Annotated in this window: 18 protein-coding genes; 13 read left to right on the top strand and 5 right to left on the bottom strand. The window is 58.1% G+C overall.

Annotated elements, in window-relative coordinates; translation table 11 throughout:
• Positions 1 to 8 precede the first annotated feature (8 nt).
• Positions 9 to 1,058, top strand: coding sequence for an ABC transporter substrate-binding protein (locus tag AAE029_RS09025; RefSeq protein ID WP_371072477.1), 1,050 nt, complete (start codon positions 9 to 11; stop codon positions 1,056 to 1,058).
• 50 nt (positions 1,059 to 1,108) lie between these two features.
• On the opposite strand, the gene AAE029_RS09020 is transcribed toward AAE029_RS09025, so the two are convergent.
• From AAE029_RS09020 to AAE029_RS09005, 4 genes are all read right to left on the bottom strand, one after another.
• Complete coding sequence (locus tag AAE029_RS09020; protein ID WP_371072506.1) at positions 1,109 to 2,038, bottom strand: LysR family transcriptional regulator; 930 nt, start codon at positions 2,036 to 2,038, stop codon at positions 1,109 to 1,111.
• Positions 2,039 to 2,080: 42 nt separating this feature from the next.
• Positions 2,081 to 2,779 carry a class II aldolase/adducin family protein gene (locus AAE029_RS09015; protein WP_371072476.1) on the bottom strand — a complete coding sequence of 233 codons (699 nt, stop codon included), beginning with the start codon at positions 2,777 to 2,779 and terminating at the stop codon, positions 2,081 to 2,083.
• A 44-nt stretch (positions 2,780 to 2,823) separates the two neighbouring features.
• Positions 2,824 to 3,765: a 2Fe-2S iron-sulfur cluster-binding protein gene (locus AAE029_RS09010; RefSeq protein ID WP_371072475.1), complete on the bottom strand. Its 942-nt coding sequence runs from the start codon at positions 3,763 to 3,765 to the stop codon at positions 2,824 to 2,826.
• 75 nt (positions 3,766 to 3,840) lie between these two features.
• The gene (locus AAE029_RS09005) at positions 3,841 to 4,593 is read right to left on the bottom strand and encodes an IclR family transcriptional regulator (RefSeq protein ID WP_371072474.1); all 753 of its coding nucleotides are present in this window, start codon (positions 4,591 to 4,593) and stop codon (positions 3,841 to 3,843) included.
• Between the two features lie 217 nt (positions 4,594 to 4,810).
• Between AAE029_RS09005 and AAE029_RS09000 the strand changes: the two genes are divergently transcribed.
• The 12 genes from AAE029_RS09000 to AAE029_RS08945 all read left to right on the top strand — a co-directional run bounded on the left by AAE029_RS09000 (position 4,811) and on the right by AAE029_RS08945 (position 16,923).
• Positions 4,811 to 6,145: a Rieske 2Fe-2S domain-containing protein gene (locus AAE029_RS09000; protein WP_371072473.1), complete on the top strand. Its 1,335-nt coding sequence runs from the start codon at positions 4,811 to 4,813 to the stop codon at positions 6,143 to 6,145.
• A 2-nt stretch (positions 6,146 to 6,147) separates the two neighbouring features.
• Positions 6,148 to 6,375, top strand: coding sequence for a hypothetical protein (locus tag AAE029_RS08995; RefSeq protein WP_371072472.1), 228 nt, complete (start codon positions 6,148 to 6,150; stop codon positions 6,373 to 6,375).
• A gap of 77 nt (positions 6,376 to 6,452) precedes the next feature.
• Positions 6,453 to 7,550: an aldo/keto reductase gene (locus tag AAE029_RS08990; protein ID WP_371072471.1), complete on the top strand. Its 1,098-nt coding sequence runs from the start codon at positions 6,453 to 6,455 to the stop codon at positions 7,548 to 7,550.
• 34 nt (positions 7,551 to 7,584) lie between these two features.
• A complete protein-coding gene (locus tag AAE029_RS08985; RefSeq protein WP_371072470.1) occupies positions 7,585 to 8,154 on the top strand; it encodes a chromate transporter in 570 nt (189 codons plus the stop codon).
• Positions 8,147 to 8,701, top strand: coding sequence for a chromate transporter (locus AAE029_RS08980; protein ID WP_371072469.1), 555 nt, complete (start codon positions 8,147 to 8,149; stop codon positions 8,699 to 8,701). Before AAE029_RS08985 ends, AAE029_RS08980 begins: the two co-directional genes overlap by 8 nt.
• Positions 8,702 to 9,269: 568 nt before the next feature.
• Positions 9,270 to 10,262 carry a glycine betaine/L-proline ABC transporter substrate-binding protein ProX gene (gene proX, locus AAE029_RS08975; RefSeq protein ID WP_371072468.1) on the top strand — a complete coding sequence of 331 codons (993 nt, stop codon included), beginning with the start codon at positions 9,270 to 9,272 and terminating at the stop codon, positions 10,260 to 10,262.
• A gap of 50 nt (positions 10,263 to 10,312) precedes the next feature.
• Positions 10,313 to 11,332, top strand: a complete 1,020-nt coding sequence (locus AAE029_RS08970) for a glycine betaine/L-proline ABC transporter ATP-binding protein (RefSeq protein WP_371072467.1) — start codon at positions 10,313 to 10,315, stop codon at positions 11,330 to 11,332.
• Positions 11,333 to 11,342: 10 nt separating this feature from the next.
• The gene (locus AAE029_RS08965) at positions 11,343 to 12,260 is read left to right on the top strand and encodes an ABC transporter permease subunit (RefSeq protein WP_371072466.1); all 918 of its coding nucleotides are present in this window, start codon (positions 11,343 to 11,345) and stop codon (positions 12,258 to 12,260) included.
• A gap of 2 nt (positions 12,261 to 12,262) precedes the next feature.
• A complete protein-coding gene (betC, locus tag AAE029_RS08960; protein WP_371072465.1) occupies positions 12,263 to 13,768 on the top strand; it encodes a choline-sulfatase in 1,506 nt (501 codons plus the stop codon).
• Between the two features lie 237 nt (positions 13,769 to 14,005).
• Complete coding sequence (locus tag AAE029_RS08955) at positions 14,006 to 15,004, top strand: LysR substrate-binding domain-containing protein (RefSeq protein WP_371072464.1); 999 nt, start codon at positions 14,006 to 14,008, stop codon at positions 15,002 to 15,004.
• Positions 15,005 to 15,137: 133 nt separating this feature from the next.
• Positions 15,138 to 15,623 carry a ProQ/FINO family protein gene (locus AAE029_RS08950; RefSeq protein WP_371072463.1) on the top strand — a complete coding sequence of 162 codons (486 nt, stop codon included), beginning with the start codon at positions 15,138 to 15,140 and terminating at the stop codon, positions 15,621 to 15,623.
• Between the two features lie 514 nt (positions 15,624 to 16,137).
• Positions 16,138 to 16,923 (top strand): glyoxalase superfamily protein, encoded by a 786-nt coding sequence (locus tag AAE029_RS08945; RefSeq protein WP_371072462.1) that lies wholly within the window; start codon positions 16,138 to 16,140, stop codon positions 16,921 to 16,923.
• A 291-nt stretch (positions 16,924 to 17,214) separates the two neighbouring features.
• Here the strand turns inward: AAE029_RS08945 and AAE029_RS08940 are convergent, their stop codons facing one another.
• Entirely contained in the window at positions 17,215 to 17,988 is a 774-nt protein-coding gene (locus AAE029_RS08940; RefSeq protein WP_371072461.1) for a siderophore-interacting protein, read from the bottom strand.
• Positions 17,989 to 17,991 lie beyond the last annotated feature (3 nt).

Below are 17,991 nucleotides of genomic sequence, written 5' to 3'. Positions count from 1 at the left end.
AGGAGAAAATGCTTTTTCGTAGAGGACTGATTAGAGTTGCGACCGTGACGAGCGTCATCGCAGCTGGTTGCATGACCACGGCCGCCGCAGATAACTCGATCTTGACGTCCACATCGCCCGACCGGGCATCGAGACTGGAAGCGGCGGCGAAGGCAGAAGGCGAGTTGATGCTTTACACCTCTATCGCGCAGAAAGATGTACAGCCGCTCATCGAACCCTTTGAAAAGAAATATGGGATCAAAGTGACGGTTTGGCGCGCCAGTGGCGACGACGTTTTGCAACGAACCGTGCAGGAGCAGAAGGCGGAGCGAGCGACTGTCGATGCAATTCACATCAGCGCGCCGGAAATGGAAGCCCTGCATCGAGAAGGTGTGCTCCAGAAGGTTGAATCACCGTATTTTGCTGATCTGCTGCCTGGAGCTATCCCACCACACAAGGAATGGGTGAGCACGCTGCTGTCAGTTTGGGTGCAAGCTTATAATACCGATTTGATCTCGCAGGATGAACTGCCGAAGAACTATCAGGACTTGCTCGATCCCAAGTGGAAAGGCAAACTGGGGTTCGAGTTGGAGGATATTGATTGGTTTTCGACAGTCGCCAAAACGATGGGCGAGGAAAAGGGGCTCCAGTATTTTCGAGATCTCGTCCGGGTTAACGGCCTCTCAATCCGAAAAGGGCACTCGCTGCTGAACAATCTTGTCGTCGCAGGCGAAGTCCCGATGGGCCTCACGCTTTATAACTACATGCCAGCACAGGCGAAAAGAGACGGAGCGCCAATTGATTGGTTCGCACTCGAGCCGGCGATCGCGCGTTCGAACGGGGTCGGTGTGGTCAAGACCTCTCCTCACCCCAATGCAGCGGCACTGTTTGTGGATTACTTGCTTTCGGAAGGACAAAAAGCTTTTGTCGATTTGGGTTACGTCCCGACGTCGACCAAAGTCGAGTCGCCGCTCAAGGGTGTCAAGATTGAGATTTCCGATCCGACGGATAAGCTCGACAGTGCGAAAAAATGGGAACCACTGTACGATCGCATCATCATACAGGGCAATCCGAACTAAGCCCGCAGTTAAGAGGAATGAAAAGCGGGCTGAAGCCCGCTTTTCTGTGATCACAACGGCTCGTCGCCACAGTGCCCGATAACCTGCGCCCCATCTCCGATCCTGAGCGCCAATGTCGCTACAAGTTCATCAATAAATGATTTCAAGATCTTGTCCTGCGCGGCCGGCAAGCGGCTCGGCGGTTCAAAAAGATAAAGCGTACGTTTCAATTCAGGATCAACGATCCGATGCGCCACTACAGTGCCTTCCTCGACCTTATCTTTAACCGCCCCGTATGGGACGATGCTGGTAGCAAGACCTCGCTCAACGAGAGTCTTTATCGCCTCAAGCGATTGCACGGTAAAGCGAACATTTACCGGTAGAGTTGACGTCTTGGCGGCACGATGAACTGCGTGCCAGACATTATCTCTGTCACCTGGCAGGGCCAAGTTCGATGCGACGACTTCATTGAAGGGAACCGGGCCGGGGTCAAAGGATGAAGCAGGAGCCGTGATGAAAAACAAGGTTTCCTGCATGAGTGCGGTTCTCATTGACCCTTGATTGCTGGAGCTATCATAGGCCAAGGCGAAATCGATCTCCTCGCGCTGGAGGAGGTCCATGAGCACGAAACTCAATTCTTCGACCAATCGAAGGGTGATGCCAGGCAGGTCGGATGTCGCCGTTACGAGAAAATCGGTGCCGACCATCCTCATCGTGCTCGGAGTCAGTCCTATTGAGACAGTGCGATCGCCCGTTTTTCTGAACGCGGAGATGTCACGTCGAGCTTCTTCGACGAGGCGCATAATCTCTGCACCACGCTCATACAGCAAGCGCCCTGGTTCCGTCATTGAAATGCCACGCGAGTGACGAACCAGCAATTCAACCCCAAGCATAGCTTCGAGGTTGCGGATCTGTAAGCCGAGCGCTGTCTGAGAGACGTGAAGCTGCTCAGCCGCCTTTGTCATATTGCCGGCTTCAACCGCCCGGAGAAAATTATTGATCTGCTTTAGATTAATGGCGAGGCCTCCTCTTACCTGCCTGCCTCACAAGACGCGGCGTTTGGCCTTTCTCGCCAAATAGTCAAAATTGACGACATACTGCTCCCGATTATCGAGGTTGGCCGCCAGACTTGCTATGTCGCTCTCCTCAAACTCCACGATATCTCCGCCCATAGCAAGACAGAGAACCTGATCGTGGCAGGCATTTTCCAGCGTCAGCGTGCGTATCACCGCCTCTTCAACCGATACACCGGTAACTGTCACGCCATGGCCGCGCATCATGACCACCTTGTGATGACCGAGCGCCTCGGCGACAGCCCGACCGGTTTGTGGTGACCGGATCAAATTGACGGTGTCGTGATAATAACCAAGCCCGTCGGCGAAGAGCACACAGGCCTGCGACACGATCCGCCATGGCCGCTCACCGGAACACCAGATCGTTGCGTACTTGGGATGGGTATGGATGACTGAACCGAGATCCGGCCGCGCCCTATAGATTTCCGAATGGATGAAAACCTCGCTATGGCGCCTCCCGCCGCCGCCGATCTTCTGGCCCTCAAGATCGCACACCACTATGTTTTCCGGGGTGATTTCCTCGAAACCCAGGCTGTGCGGCTTCATGAAAAAGCGGGACGGGTCGCCCGGATCGCGAATGGAAACGTGACCCCTGGTGAAATCGCCCAGGTCGGCGAGGCCGAGGATAAGGCCGGCTTCGATCAGCCGCTGTTTGATCTGTTCGTGCATTTGCTTCGTCTACTCGAGAACAATTCGGATAACGGATAACGGTTTCACAGCGCGAGGGTCAGGCGCGCGGTTTTTGAGCCCGAGCAGCAGATCATCATCGTGTCCCCGCGCGCCTTCTCTTCGTCACTCAAAACCATGTCCTGGTGGTCGGGGATACCGTCCAACACCTTGACCTGGCAGGCGCCGCAAATGCCCATCTCACAGGAGAAATCCAGATTGAAGCCGGCGTCGCGCAGGACGCCGAGGATGGACTGTCCCTTGGGGATGTCAAACTCTTGACCGCTGTCTTCCAGCGCCACGACGAAACCGCCGTCGAGGGCGGCCTGCTGCGCAGGAGCGAAACGTTCGAGATGGACCTGTTCGGGCGGAAGGTGGCTCGTTCGGTCCTCGAACGTGTCCAACATCGGCCCGGGACCGCAACAGTAGAAATGCGAACCGGCCGGGGCATTTTCGATGATGCTGCCAATGTCGAGAAAGCATGCGGCCTCCGAATCGATATGGATGTTGGCATTTGCAAGCTTGCCGATCAGCTCGGCGAAGGCGACGTCGCGCCGGTCGCGACAGGCGTAGTGGAGCTCGAAGCTGCGTCCGAGCTCGGTGAGCCGCTGGGCCATCGACCAGATCGGTGTGATTCCAATGCCCCCGGCGATCAGAACGCTGTGGCCGGCATTCTCGTCGAGGGTGAAATTGTTGCGCGGCGCGCGGATCTTCAACACCGAGCCGACGCGGACGGCATCGTGGAGGCACACCGAACCGCCACGACCGCTTTGGTCGCGCTTGACGCCGATCGTATAACGATTGCCATGCTCGACGGGGTTGACGAGGGAATACAGCCGGACCATGTCATTGGGCAGATTGACCGCGATATGGGCGCCGGCCTTGGCGGTCGGTACCTCCCCGCCGTCGAGGGTTTCGAACTCGAATAGGTTGGTTTCGTGCGCGAGATAGCGGATCGCGGTAAGCCGCATCTCGACCGTTTTCGTCACTGCTATTTCCAATTCTCTCTCCCTGTTGGCGTCCATTGGAGGCTGCTCGCATCCTCGCGCGCCGGCGCTGTCTGATTACTCGTTCGATCGGCGCAGGTTGATCTGCTCGAGACGGGGCAGACGGGGTCTCAGCCCGTCGGCGGCGTCCTTGAGCAATGCCCGCGCCGTGGCGATCCGCTCATCGGTGAACCGGCCGATGAGGCCGGAGACCGAAAGTGATCCGATCAGCTCTCCGGACATATTGGTGATCGGCACGGCGACCGCTGCCAGATCCTCGTCGCGTCCGCCCTTCGAGACAATTGAGCCCGTCTCGCGCAGTTCGACCGCGCTCGGATTATCGGACTCGTCGCCGAACCAGGTCAGTAGGACGCCAGCCGCGCCGGAGCCGAGTGGATGACGGGTCCCTTCCTCCAGGTGATGCCGGGCGCTGCGCGGCGAATTTACCCGATACAGGCAGACGCGCTCGTCGCCATCCGGAACGTAGAAGGATGCAGTTTCCTGCGTGATTGCGCTTAGGTGCTGCAGCACGGGCCGGATGACACCCTCGAGCGTGAAGTTCGAACGGCATAGCTCGCCCAGCCGCCGGAGTTCTGGCCCGAGCTGGTAGCGCCCGTCGCTGCTGCGATCGAGGAAGCCGGTATGGAGCAACGAACCGGCAAGCCTGAGGATCGTGCTCTTGTAAAAGCCTGACCGTTGGGCAAGCGCCGATAGTGTCAGGCTTTCTCCCGGCTCCGAAAAGCATTGCAGCAAAGCGATGGCGCGCTCGACGGCCTCGACCCGCTCCCTGCCTACATCGCTCTCTTCGTTTACAGTGTCCATTTTTTTCATTTACCACTTCCTCGCTATTCCGTCTAGCAGAATTTGGTCTGCTTGACAGAACGATTTTCTTCGCTAATAGTATGTCGGCCAAGGCACGACGCCTTGATTTCAGCAACGGCATAGCATGCGCGCGGCGTGGCTTTCCACGCGCGGAACAACGTATCGAACGTTGAAGGATCCGCCCCGGGATATCGATTTCCGGCGTTCGCAATTTTGGGAGAAGCAAATGCTCAGCAAGGAACAGAACGATCGCTTGACCCGGGTTGGGCCCGGCACACCATGCGGCGAGCTTATGCGCCGATATTGGATACCAATCGCGCCCTATGCACAGCTTCTGGAGAATCCGGTTCGCAAGGTCCGTATCCTTGGCGAAGATCTCATCCTCTACAAGGATACCAGCGGCGGCCTTGGTCTCATCGGCGATCGCTGCCTTCACCGAAACGTCGATCTTCAGTATGGGATTCCGGACAAATGCGGGCTTCGGTGTCCCTATCACGGTTGGCTGTTCGACGAGACCGGCAAATGCGTCGAACGCCCAATGGAGGGCGCGCCACAGGCGGAGATCAAGCAGAAGCTCAAAGGCTATCCGGTGCGGGAACTGGGTGGGCTCGTCTTCACCTACATGGGGCCGCTGCCGGCGCCCGACCTGCCGCGCTGGGACCTATTCGTTCTGCCGAACGCCATCCGCCAGATCGGCATCACGGTTCTCGACTGCAATTGGCTTCAATGCCAGGAAAACACCGGCGATCCGGCCCACAGTGCATGGGCGCATGGCCACTTGTTCGAATACGCGCTCAGCCGCCAGAAAGGCTTTGAGCATCACAGCGCCGATCAGCTCCACACCCTGCACCAGCGCAAGAAGGTCGGCATCGGCATCAAGGAACTCTACGCCGAGCAGAGTGAGTTCGGCTTCCGCAAGGGGATCCGCTATTCCAAGGCGCTGGGAGCGGACGAGGACAAGGATCAAGAGCACTCGGCGGTGATCTTCCCATTCTACACCCAGACTGGCCGAAGCGGCGCGCCGCGGTCGGAATACCAGATCCGGGTGCCGATCGACGATACCCATACCTACCACATCTGCTATCAGTGTTATGCTGCCCCCGAAGGGGTCGAAGTACCCAAGCAGGACGTCGTGCCCTATTACGCACCGCCCCAGTACGACGAAAACGGCAACGCCATTCTTGATTACGTGCTGGCGCAGGATGCGATCGTGTGGGTTGCGCAGGGCCCGATTGCGGACCGCACAACAGAGCTGTTGGGCCGCACCGACATCCCGATCGTTGTTCTGCGCCGCCAGCTCGACGAGCAGATCAAGCGCGTAGAGCTGGGTCTCGAACCGATGAACACCTTCGCCAAGAGCCCGGATATGCTTCAGCCGACCGCAGGCAAGGCCGAGTCGTTCCACAAACACGCTTTCCGCAAATACTACCACAAGGGCTTCGCCAATGACGATGCGGATCGGTACGGCCCGCTCATCGAGGAGGTCAAGGCGCTGCACCGGCGGATCGAGGAATATCATCTGGCACGCGAGGCCGAAACGAGATCGGTCGAAAGCGTCTGATCATGTCGGCCATTCACGACGCGATTGACGGCGTAGTCAAGGAACTGATCGACCAGGTGCCGACCATGGACGTCGAGTCCATTGTCCTCTCGCCGTCGGCACCGGTTGTCGGCGACGAGGTGATTGCGCGCATCACGGTCGCTCACAACCGCAGCGTGTTATGCATAATACGCACCGATAACGGGCTTGACAGTCCCAGCCTCCATTCGGCCCGAGTGATCGAAATGTGACGGCAGCTCCGCCGTCTCTTTTTCCGCATGAGCAGGAATTCATCGACCGATGCCGCCCCGACGTCGGGGGGCATGGCTTGCAGCAGCGGGCGTATGTTCTTGGACGCTCGAGCATTCCGCTGCGGCCTTGGATTGCCGCCCGTCATCAAGTGATTGGACCTTCTATGAGACAACGACGTATTGGCGCCACCGATCTTTCGATCTCCGAAATCGGCTTCGGCTGCGGGGGGAATGCCGGATTGATGGTAAGTGGCGAGGCCGCCGAGCAGGTGCGTGTTATCGCCCAGGCGCTGGAACGGGGCATCACATATTTCGATAATGCGCCCGATTATGGAGATGGCAAAGCCGAGGAGAATCTCGGACTGGCATTGAAGGAATTGGGGGCCAGGCCGGTCATCACCACCAAGGTGGAAATCCGCGCCGAAAATCTTGAAGACATCTCCAACCATATTGTCCGCTCGGTCGAAGACAGTTTGCGCCGGCTTCAGGTCGACACCATCGACATCCTGCAGATACACAACGGGCCGGTGGCGCAGCCCCGTGTGATGGAGGGAGCCTATTACGGAACACTCTGGCTGGAGGACTACCTAAGACCGGGCGGGGCTATCGAGGGAGTGCGCCGCATTTTGGAAAGCGGTAAGGCTCGCCACGCCGGTTTCATCTGCCGGGGCAACGATTCCTCCGAGGTAGGAACTCTGCTGAAAACCGGGCTTTTTCACCTGATCAACCTTCCCTACACACTGCTTAATCCTACCGCAGGCCGCTTTGGACCCTGTCCGCGGCCGGCGCCCGATTACGGCAACGTCATCGGCGCAGCGCAGGCCGCTGGTGCCGGGATTGCGGTCTTCAGCCCGCTTGCAGGCGGCTTGCTGACCGACAATCTAGTGGCGGGACAACAAACCCATCCGCTCGCTCGCCGGAAGGATATCGGAAAGCTGGAGGCGAAAGGCGAACTCGCACGTGCCCGCCGTTTCCAAGAGATCGCGCAGGCCAACGACATGCGGCTCGCCGAACTCGCCTATCGATTCATCCTTAGCGATTCTGGCGTCAGCACGCTGATCGGCGGGTTCTCTGCAGCCGATCAAATTAATGTGGCGGCAGCCGCGTCGTCCGCTGGACCGCTCGACGCCGCACAGTTTGCAGCGATCGAAAAAATCTGGTCGAGATTCGAGTGACTAAAATATTCTCAGCACGGCGGAGACCTTCGCCATGACCACGCGTGTCGATGAACCCGTCGTCGGCGTTAATCTGCTGACCCTGTTTCTCGCCTGCCTTAAACTGGGGCTGCTAAGCTTCGGCGGCGGACTGTCCGGTTGGGTATACCAGGATTTCGTCCTGCGCCGCGGCTGGATCAGTGATGAAGACTTTGCGAGCAGCTTTGCCATGGGCCAGATGTTGCCCGGTGGCAACGTTGCCAATCTGGTTATCTGCCTTGGGGAACAGCTGCGCGGTCCGCTCGGTGCGGCCGTAGCAGTTTTCGGCCTGCTCGTCGGCCCCTTCTTCTCCGTCATTCTCATGGCAGGCATTGTCGGCGCCATTCCCCAGGCTGAGACCCTCGACGTCGCCTTGGGAGGTGCCGCGGCCGCCGCGGTCGGCTTTCTGTTCAATCTATGCTGGCGCGGCGTGAGGCGGGAAAGAAACCATCCTGCGATGCTCGTGGTCATCGCCGCCGTGGTGCTTGGTGCAGGCATTCTCAAGCTGCCTCTCCTCCTCGTCACATTAATTGTCGCTCCGATTAGTATCGTGATCGCATGGCGGCGGGGAGGCAGGAATGCGTGATGACGATCACCTGATCGGACTGGTGTCCGTTTTCGCGCCATTTTCGCTGATTTCGATCGGGGGCGGTATCGGTGTCCTCTCGGGGATCCAGCACGAAATCGTCGCGGTGCGTGGATGGATCTCCGCCCAGGACTTCGTACAGCTCTTCGCCATCTCCCGGGCTTCGCCGGGCCCTGGTACGATGATTGCCACGCTCATCGGCTGGCGGGTCTCCGGCTGGATGGGCGCCGCCGTTGCGACGCTTGCTTTCTTCCTGCCGTCCTCTCTTGTTTGCTACGCTGCGTTCCGTCTGTCGAACGCTCATCGGCAAAAGGCTTGGCACCGTGCCTTTCGCCATGGTCTGGCGCCGGTCGGGACCGGGCTCGTGATCAGCAGCGTTATTGCCATCGTGCAATTGGCGGACGGCGGCCCGCTGACACTGATGATTGCGTTTTCTTCCGCGGCCGCTGTCGTCCTGTTGCCAAGACTCCCGGTACCAATTGTACTGCTCGGCGGTGCGGGTACAGCCCTGCTCCATCATCTAGCGCTGATTGGTTCCGTACGGTGATCCAAGAAACAAGGCTCGAATTCATCGCAGGGCAGCGTCCCTTAGCCATGCCCCTGCCATGAAAAGCCTGTCATTACCCAACCACATCTCATTCTCGATGACGGCCATGGGAACTGCGAAACTTCGGCCGATCGGTCTGGCTCCGGCTGTCCGCGGCAGCATACAACCATTTTTATGATTTCGTTCGCCTTGTTGACACATTGACTAGAATTGTCACGTGATCCACTGATTTGCGCCACGACCACGCTTGATCTCCGCGGGTCGGTGGCAATTCGCCGAGCATGCGTGTCGACGCCGTAAATCCATTCTCTTCGGGGACTTGCACCCACGGATTTTGGCGGAGCCGACGCATCGTTCGGGAAAATTGGTGTCGTAGCAGATATTAATGCCGAACCTCGATCAATACAGCGCGCCCGATTCAATGACCGTAAGTGACAATGCGTATCGCAGGACTAAAGGTCCTTGCGTATACTTCAGGTTATCAATCCGCAAATAAATTCCCGGCTTTACATCAACAGGCGTTATTGCGAACTTTCGAAAAAACAACTCGGATCGAGGGGAGTTTCCAATGCGCATTCTTTTATCGAAAGCCGTCGTCGCCGCAATTTGCTTCACACTTTCGCTGGCACCGCCCAGCTTTTCAGCCAGTCTTCCGGGAGAAGGCGTTACAGTTCGACCGATCAAAGGCACACCCGCAAACGCCTGGTTCCAACACCTCATCGTCCAGATCGGCTTGGAGAGGCTTGGCTACACCGTAGCGGAGACGCAGGAGGCGGATTTCCCGGCCGTCCATCTGGCCGTGGCTTCCGGTGACGCCGACTACACCGCAGGGAGTTGGAAACCGACCCATTCCGCGTTCTACGAGAAGGCAGGAGGCGACGCCGTCATGACACGGCTGCACGTGATCATCTCGGGGACCACCGAGGGATACTATATCGACAAGAAAACCGCTGACGCCTATCACATAACAAACATCGACCAGCTCAAGGATCCGAAAGTCGCCAAGCTGTTCGACACGGACGGAGATGAGAAAGCGAACTTGGCCGGATGCAACCCGGGATGGGGTTGTGAGGGTATGATCGAAAAGCATTTGGATTACTATAAACTGCGCGATCGCGTTCAACACGACCAGGGCAGTTACTTCGCCATCATGGCTGATGTGATCTCCCGCTATAAACAGGGAAACCCTGTACTCTACTACACCTGGACGCCGAACTGGATCGCCGATGAGCTCGTCGAAGGTAAAGACGTTATCCGCCTTCAGGTCCCTTCCTCGCTGCCCGGCATGGATACTCAGAACGCGGACGGCACCAACTACGGGTTCATCACCGGTGATGTGTACATCGTTGCGAATAATCAATTCTTGGCAAAAAATCCATCGGCGAAGCGTTTCCTTGAGCTTGTCACCATCCCGATTGCCGATGTGAACGCAGCGCAGGTGAGCTTAAAGCAGGGAAATGTCAAAGTTGAGGAAATCCGCAAGCAGGCCGAAGGCTGGGTGGCGGCGCACCAAGCCGAATTTGATCACTGGGTAGCTGAGGCGGCAAAGGCCTCTCATTGATTTTTCCTGCGATCGCGCAGTTCCGTCGCGAAAAAATTGAAAGAAGCAGCATGGACGACATTCAGATCGAATGCCGCAATCTCTGGAAAATCTACGGCGCGCGCGCCAAGGAGGCTGCGCGGGCCGTCCGAGAAGAGCAGCTCAGCAAACTTGACGTCCGGGATCGGTTCGGATGCATCGTGGGGGTGCGCGACGCAAGCTTCTCCGTCAGACGCGGTGAGATTTTCTGCATCATGGGCCTTTCTGGATCCGGTAAATCGACCCTGGTTCGGCACATAAACCGTCTGATCGAACCCACTTCGGGAGAAATCCAGGTCGGCGGTGTCCGCGTGGACACCATGGATGACAAGTCCCTGCGCAGGCTGCGATCCGAGTCCATCGGGATGGTGTTCCAGCATATGGCGCTGTGGCCGCATCGAAACCTTGCGGACAACGTGGGGTACGGCCTCGAATGTCGCTCGGTTCCGAAGGCCAAGCGCCGGCAGGTCGCCGAACGGGCACTTGCTGCCATGGGCCTCGATGGATGGTCCAATCACTACCCGGATCAGCTTTCCGGGGGCATGCAGCAACGGGTCGGGATCGCGCGAGCTCTTGCCGCCGACCCGGAGATTCTGCTCATGGATGAGCCGTTCTCGGCATTGGATCCACTGATTAGGCGACAGTTGCAGGATCAGTTCCTGCAATTGTCCTGCCAACTGCAAAAGACGACGATTTTCATCACTCACGACTTGGACGAGGCGATCAGGATCGGCCACAAAATCGCGATCATGAACGACGGTGTCATCGTTCAGATCGGCAGTCCGGAAGAGATCGTTCTGAACCCGGCGGACGATTACGTGCGTGAGTTTGTGAAAGGGGTTCCCAAGTCTAATCTCATTCGCGCCAAAACCATCATGAACACGGTCGACTACCCTGTGGCCGGCCAACGCCGCATTTCTCAGGACCTCGAACTCGGCAGCGTCCTGAACGAGTTCGTCGATGACCAGTCCCCGGTGACGGTGGTGGACCGCGACGGCATCCCCATCGGGCAAATAACGATATCTGCCGCGCTCCGCGCGCTACGTGGCTAAGGCGAAGCATATGAATTTGTATAATATCTTCGACAAGGAATGGGTACCGGTCGGCACTTGGGTGGACCTGATTCTTCAGTGGGTCGTTGTCGAATACCGGTTCATATTCCAGGCAATCAAGTTTCCGTTCGACGTGGTGCTGCGGGCCCTGCAACAAACTTTGACCGGCGCTCCGGACTTGCTGGTCTATGCCGTGATCGTTCTGGCGGCGTGGCAAAGCGGCGGGCGCAAGCTGGCCGGCCTCTGCGCGGCGGCGCTGCTCGGGATCGGCCTCATGGGCGCATGGGAGCCGGCGATGACCACCCTTTCGATCGTTCTGACCTGCGTGATCTTCTGTGCGCTCGTGGGCATTCCCCTGGGCATCGCCGCGGCCAAGAACGACTGGTTCTGGATGATCCTCCGCCCGATCCTCGATTTGATGCAGACGATTCCATCGTTCGTCTACCTTGTGCCGATCGTCATGCTTTTCTCGATCGGCAACGTGTCGGGCGTGATCGTGACTTGCATCTACGCACTGTCCCCGGTGGTCCGGCTCACGAATCTGGGCATCCGACAGGTGCGCCCCGATATGGTCGAGGCGTCCAACGCCTTCGGCGCGAGCAAACTTCAGACCCTGATGAAAGTCGAACTGCCGTTGGCGATGCCGACGATCATGGCCGGGGTCAACCAGACCGTGATGCTTGCACTGTCGATGAGCGTCGTCTCTTCGATGATATCCGTCACGGGTCTCGGCCAAATGGTCCTACGGGGAATCGGGCGACTTGACATGGGCCTCGCAACCGTCGGCGGCCTCGGCATCGTGTTTCTTGCGATCGTCATCGACCGCATCTCGCAGAGTTTTGGAACGTCGGCCCGTGATCGCGGGCACAAGAAATGGTACGAGACCGGGCCTGCGGGGCTCATGCTCGGGATTTTCGGAAGGAAGTGATTGTGTCGAGCCAGCCCAATATACTGTTCATTCAAGTCGACCAGCTTACGGCGGGTTCACTGAAGGCCTACGGCGACCTCGTTTGCCATTCGCCGTACATCGACCACTTGGCGGATACCGGGGTCGTGTTCGAAACGGCATACTGCAATTTCCCGCTTTGTGCACCTTCGCGCTTTTCCATGGCCGGTGGGCAGTTGTGCTCCACGATCGGCGCATACGACAATGCCGCCGAAATGCCTGCATCGATCCCGACCTACGCCCACTACCTGAGGGCTGCGGGATACCAGACGGCATTGTCGGGAAAAATGCACTTCATCGGCCCGGACCAATATCACGGTTTCGAAAAACGTCTTACGCCGGACCTTTACCCTGCGGATTTCAGCTGGGTCCCGAACTGGAGAAACGAGGGCAAGAGAGACACAAACGATGCGCGAGGGGTGCTGATTTCGGGGGTCTGCGAGCGCAGCGTCCAGATCGATTTCGACGAAAACGTGACGTTCCAGGCGATCCAGCACCTCTACAACATCGCCCGCTCCGAGGACAAACGACCGTTTTTCCTTCAGGTTTCCTATACGCATCCTCACGAACCGTATCTTTGCCGGCGGGAATTCTGGGACCTGTATGCGCGGGTCGAAATTCCAATGCCTGCGGTCGACGCCATGTCGGAACAGGAACATGATCCCCACTCCGTCAGGCTGCTGAAAGACTTCGGCATGCTCGACGTGAGGTTTGCGGACGAAGACATCCTGCGCGCGCGCCGGGCATACTATGGCTCGATCAGCTATATCGACAGCATGATCGGGAAGATCCTCGAGACGCTGGACGCCATCGGGGCCAGACAAAATACCGCCATCGTCTTCGCTTCCGATCACGGAGAAATGCTGGGCGAGCGCGGTATGTGGTTCAAGAAGCACTTCTTCGAACCTGCCCTGCGGGTGCCCCTATTGTTGAATGCCCCTTGGATCAAACCTCAAAGGGTTTCGGAGCTTGCGTCACTCGTTGATTTGCTTCCCACCTTCATGGGCCTGGCGACCGGGAGCCCTTGGCGGTCCGATACGGAGCTTCTTGAGGGCGTCGATCTGACTGGTCTTCTTGACGCGGAAATGGGACCTCCCAAGCGGACGGTCTTCGCTGAATACCTGGCCGAAGCCACACCGGTGCCGATGTTTATGGTCCGCCAGGGTCGCTACAAGCTGATTTCGTCATCCCACGACGGCAATCTTCTCTACGACCTCGAAACGGACCCGCACGAGCGACGCAATCTCTCGGGCACTACGGACCACGCCGACGCGGAAGACCGCCTCCAGACTATCGTCCGCGAAAAGTGGAATGAAAGAGAGCTGACGGCCGACATTCTCCTCAGCCAGGCCCGCCGACTGCTCGTGCGCGAGGCGACCAAGATCGGAACGCCGACGCGCTGGAACCACGACGAAGAGCCGGGCGAAAAGGTTCTGTGGTATCGCGGTCAGGGAAGCTATAACGAATGGGCCTTCAGCTATCTCCCATGAAATCACGTCGTAAGGTCGCAGGGGTGTGCGGGAGCCTGCTCGGCTGACCCGGTTTACACAAGGGTGCACGTTGGCGGCACGCAGGCGTCGCGACACTCGTATCCCTCGCAGGACAAGATCATCGACACGGCGTGAGGTGGAAGGGCGCACATTGCGTCCCCTCCCCGACGCGCATTAGCGGATGGCGCCGTCTTTCCTATTTTGAGGAACTGGCGCCACTTCCTGTCGAGATCAATTGTGCCTACTGGTTTCCCGCCAGTCATGTCCTTTCATCGCGCGCCTCCCTTGAAGTTGCCAAAGAGCCTGCAAATCGTTAACCTCCGCTATATGGCAAGCTTCCGCAAAGACCTTCCTCTCATTAAGAATCTGATCGCGTTCGAGGCTGCCTCCCGTCTCGATAACTTTACACGTGCGGCCGAGGAGATGGGTCTCACCCGGGTAGCGGTGAGTCGCCAGATCGCCGACCTTGAAATGAACCTTGGACAAAAGCTCTTTGTCCGCAATCACCGAAACGTCACCCTCACTGCGGCGGGCGAGGCGCTTGCACTGGCCATCGATCCTGCCCTTCGCGCGATATCCGAAGCTTTGGCGAAACAAAGGCGCGGTCCTGCGGCTAAGAGACTGTCGGTCACGGTAACGACGGCGTTTGCGACATATTGGCTGATGCCTCGGCTGGCTTCGTTTGGCTCGAAGTTCCCAGACTTGGGTATTAACGTCGTTGTCTCGGACCACTATCTCGACCTGGCATCAGAGGACATTGATATCGCTATTCGCTACATGCCGGTTCCGGCGAGTGGCATGGATTGGCGGCCGTTGATGCAAGAGGAAATATTTCCGGTATACAGCCCCAAGTATGATGCCAGAACGGCCATGTCGGCTCCGCAAGACCTTCTGGCAGAATGCCTCCTGCTACTGTCCGGAAGCTATCGGGCTGAAGCGCGATGGGACAACTGGTTTCGCAGCCAAGGCCTGAAGGTGCCAGCCGAACGGTCCGGCATCCAAGTCAACACGTACTCAAATATGGTTCAAGCCGCGATTGAGGGTCAGGGCGTTGCGCTCGCTGGATATCCATTGGTTAATGCCCATCTGGAAAACGGTTCGTTACTGCGCATCCCCGGCATCCGGCCTCTGAAGCGCGAGTATTATTACGTCCTGAACCGGAATCCGGACAGAGGCGACGCAGATCAGTTTTGCAAGTGGCTGTTCGACGAAGCTGGGCGCGAGAAACGAGACTGATACGCGGCGTCGATTCGTTTAAGAGTCTCCGATAAAGCGTCTATGTTGTGGCACGCAGAGCTTAGTCTTCAACGCCTCATGTCAAATTCAATTCATAATCAGCCCATAGTGGTTGAAGAGAGAGGTATAATTGATGGATAGACCCTGGACGGTCAGTCGTGGACCGATTGCGGCAACCGAGCTCGATGTTCTAAAGGCGCAGGCGATCAACACTCTGTTGGTCCGCCCGATCGGTATTCTTCCGGTCAAAGCTGGCGATCCTATCCGACCTTTCGCGATCGGCCTCTGGAACGAAATCCGTCCTCTGCTGAAGCCTGATGCCGGATCTACCGCGCTGCGACGCGCAACTGGGGCGTACCTCCATGCGAAACGTTACTATTTTGCGAGCGCCCAACCCGACTCAATGCGCCATGACATCGATGGCAAACCTCTCGGGCCGCTTTCGGCTGAAGATCGGCTTGTCGCGCAGCAGCGCTTTCTAAATCTGAAACGAACCGCCGTCGAAGCTGGTGGTGCCAAAACGGAGCCGATCTGTGCCCCGGCGGCCCTGAGCAAGGCTGAGAAAATCCGTGCCAGCTTACTCGGACGGACCCGACAGGTCGAGCAAACGGTCAGTTGAGAGCGCTGTCGTTTGGCATCTGTTTGCGGGGATTTCGTGCCAATGATTTCAATTCGTTGGCGCCCGCTCGGACGATGGTGCGGATTTGCGAGCCTTCCCATCAGCTTTTGTGGCTACATTGCCTTCTTTTATGCCAGCTGGTCGAACGGTGGCTGAGGCGGCAAATTCTTCTGCCGGACGATCTTGCCTCGCAGTTCCTCAACAAGACCGCCAAGATTCATTGGCCTCTTTCACAAATCTGCTCTCCGTACTCAAGATCGATGGGGATAGATTTGGCGGCACAATCAAATTGGGAGCCCGCTGTCAAAAGTCATCTCTGATGACTGACTGCAAGTCACCGACAACAGCCATGATAGTGCGTGGACGTACTTGACGAGAATCAGAGCTCGTTTCAAATTGTGGATCAAGGTTGATGCTGCCGGCCGCTCACACCCGTCGAGGATGGTGAAAGCATCAGATTGACCATCAATTTCTCGCGAGAGATCGGTCCGTCAGCAATGTGAGCACTGGCCGAATGGTCCCATCCATCACGGGAAAAATTATGCACACCTGCCGAGACGCCAAGAGCATGGCAAAAGTACTCGAAGCCGTATTGCGTGAGAGAAAGGTCGACATTTCTCACGGTGAAAGTCTCGACCTCGTAGCGAAGCAATTCGGGCTCAACAACTGGAACACGCTTTCAGCCCTCATCAAACAGGCCGACGCTGCAGAGGCCAGACGATTGCAGGCATTGCTTGCGTGGGATTTCGTGGGACAGCATCCGACGGAATTTGATTACGGCGTCGATCACAACGCCCGCGGATCAGGCCGCCGCGCCGCGATGATAAGGTACAGCGGAAGGAGGCCGACTCGCTATCGAGACGTCAAACGCGTCTTTGGAACGCTCGCACAAACCGTGTCAGCCGTTCCGTTCCGTGGAAGGCGTTTGGAAGTTCGCGCCGACCTTGCGACCGAGGGAGTGTCGCATGGGGCCACGATCTGGGTGCGGGTAGACAGGTCTCCTGGCAACATTCTGGCCTTTGACAACCTGAAGGAGTGCCCTGACATGGGGTGGCTTTTTGGCGATAGTAGCTGGATCCAGCGGAAAGTCGTCATTGACGTACCAAACGAGGGGGTCTCAATGCAATTTGGGTTCTTCCTTAAGGGGACGGGTACCGTTTGGTCGCGCGAGTTTTCTTTGTCGGTCGTGGATGATAGCCATGCTCTCACCGCAAAACCGTACATGGAACCGGCACAAGCTCCGGCATGGATCCCTCCCGCCAACCTCGATTTCTCGAAGGTCGTTGACCTGGTGCCTTGAACGCTGGTGACGAGCGAGAAGCCTCTCGCTCGTCGTCCCTCGGCGCGAAACATATCAGTCCGATCGGTTGGGAGAGACTGCTGAGGGTCATAGAGCTTGCATGGCTGCCGGCAACGCGTCCGCTTCCGACGGGAGGGCCGTCAATCCGGTGTAATCCCCGGTCGGCGAGTGGCGGTATTTCAGGTCTGCCGGTATCGTCGTCGCGCCTATCGCAGAGATAGTGACAAGAGGAGATGGCGAGCTGAGCTTGCGGTAGGCTTTCGTCAGTCCGAGCGCTTGACGGAGCGTGGTCTATTCCGAACAACCGAAGCTTCCTTCGGCCACGCCCTGCTTCCAGTAGTTGAGGATATAGCAGTTTCGCCGGTCGAAGCCTTCGGCCTTGCGAAAATGCGCTCTGAGCTCGCGAGCGATCGAGGCCTCGGCACCGCCCCAGACGAATGGCCTGGCGTCACGAGGCGGACGGATCGCCGTCATCAGCTCGTGAAGACGGGACGATTTGCCCTCGCGCGCCACCCAGCGGATCTCGACGCCCGACGGCGCCTTCAGCGGCAGAAACTGGTCCGCCGAGTTGGGCTCGATCACCACATGTCCGGCCGCGCCTTGCGGCAGGTTCTCGAGAACGTAGGCGATTGCCGGAACGGCCGTGAGATCACCACCAAGCAGGTACCAGTCGACCGGCGACCCCGGCGCCTGGCCGCCTGGTCCCCAGATTCCGGCAATCTCGCCTGGTCGGACGTTGGCCGCCCAGCGGGAAGCAATCCCTTCATCGCCATGCATCACGAACTCGATGTCCAGCTCACCGGCGACCGTATCGAACCGCCGCACGCTATAGGTTCGCATCGCCGGCCGACGCTCCTGGGCCGGCCAGATGATACGTCCGTCGACCCTCGCCGGCCATTCCGGTGCACCGATATCATAAGGGGGAAGAAGTACCTTCACATGCGGCCCCATGAGGTTCGGATCAAGGTTCATCCTTGAAAACTCTTCGCCGCCGAAGGTGACACGCCTGAGCCACGGCGCGACATCTCTGACGCGAAGCACTTCCAATACCTGGAAACCGGACATCCG

It is taken from the genome of Sinorhizobium sp. CB7 (assembly GCF_041357635.1).
In the GTDB taxonomy this organism is placed as follows: Bacteria; Pseudomonadota; Alphaproteobacteria; order Rhizobiales; family Rhizobiaceae; genus Rhizobium.
The sequence above is the reverse complement of the archived record's forward strand: the minus strand, read 5'-3'. Positions and strand labels throughout refer to the sequence as shown.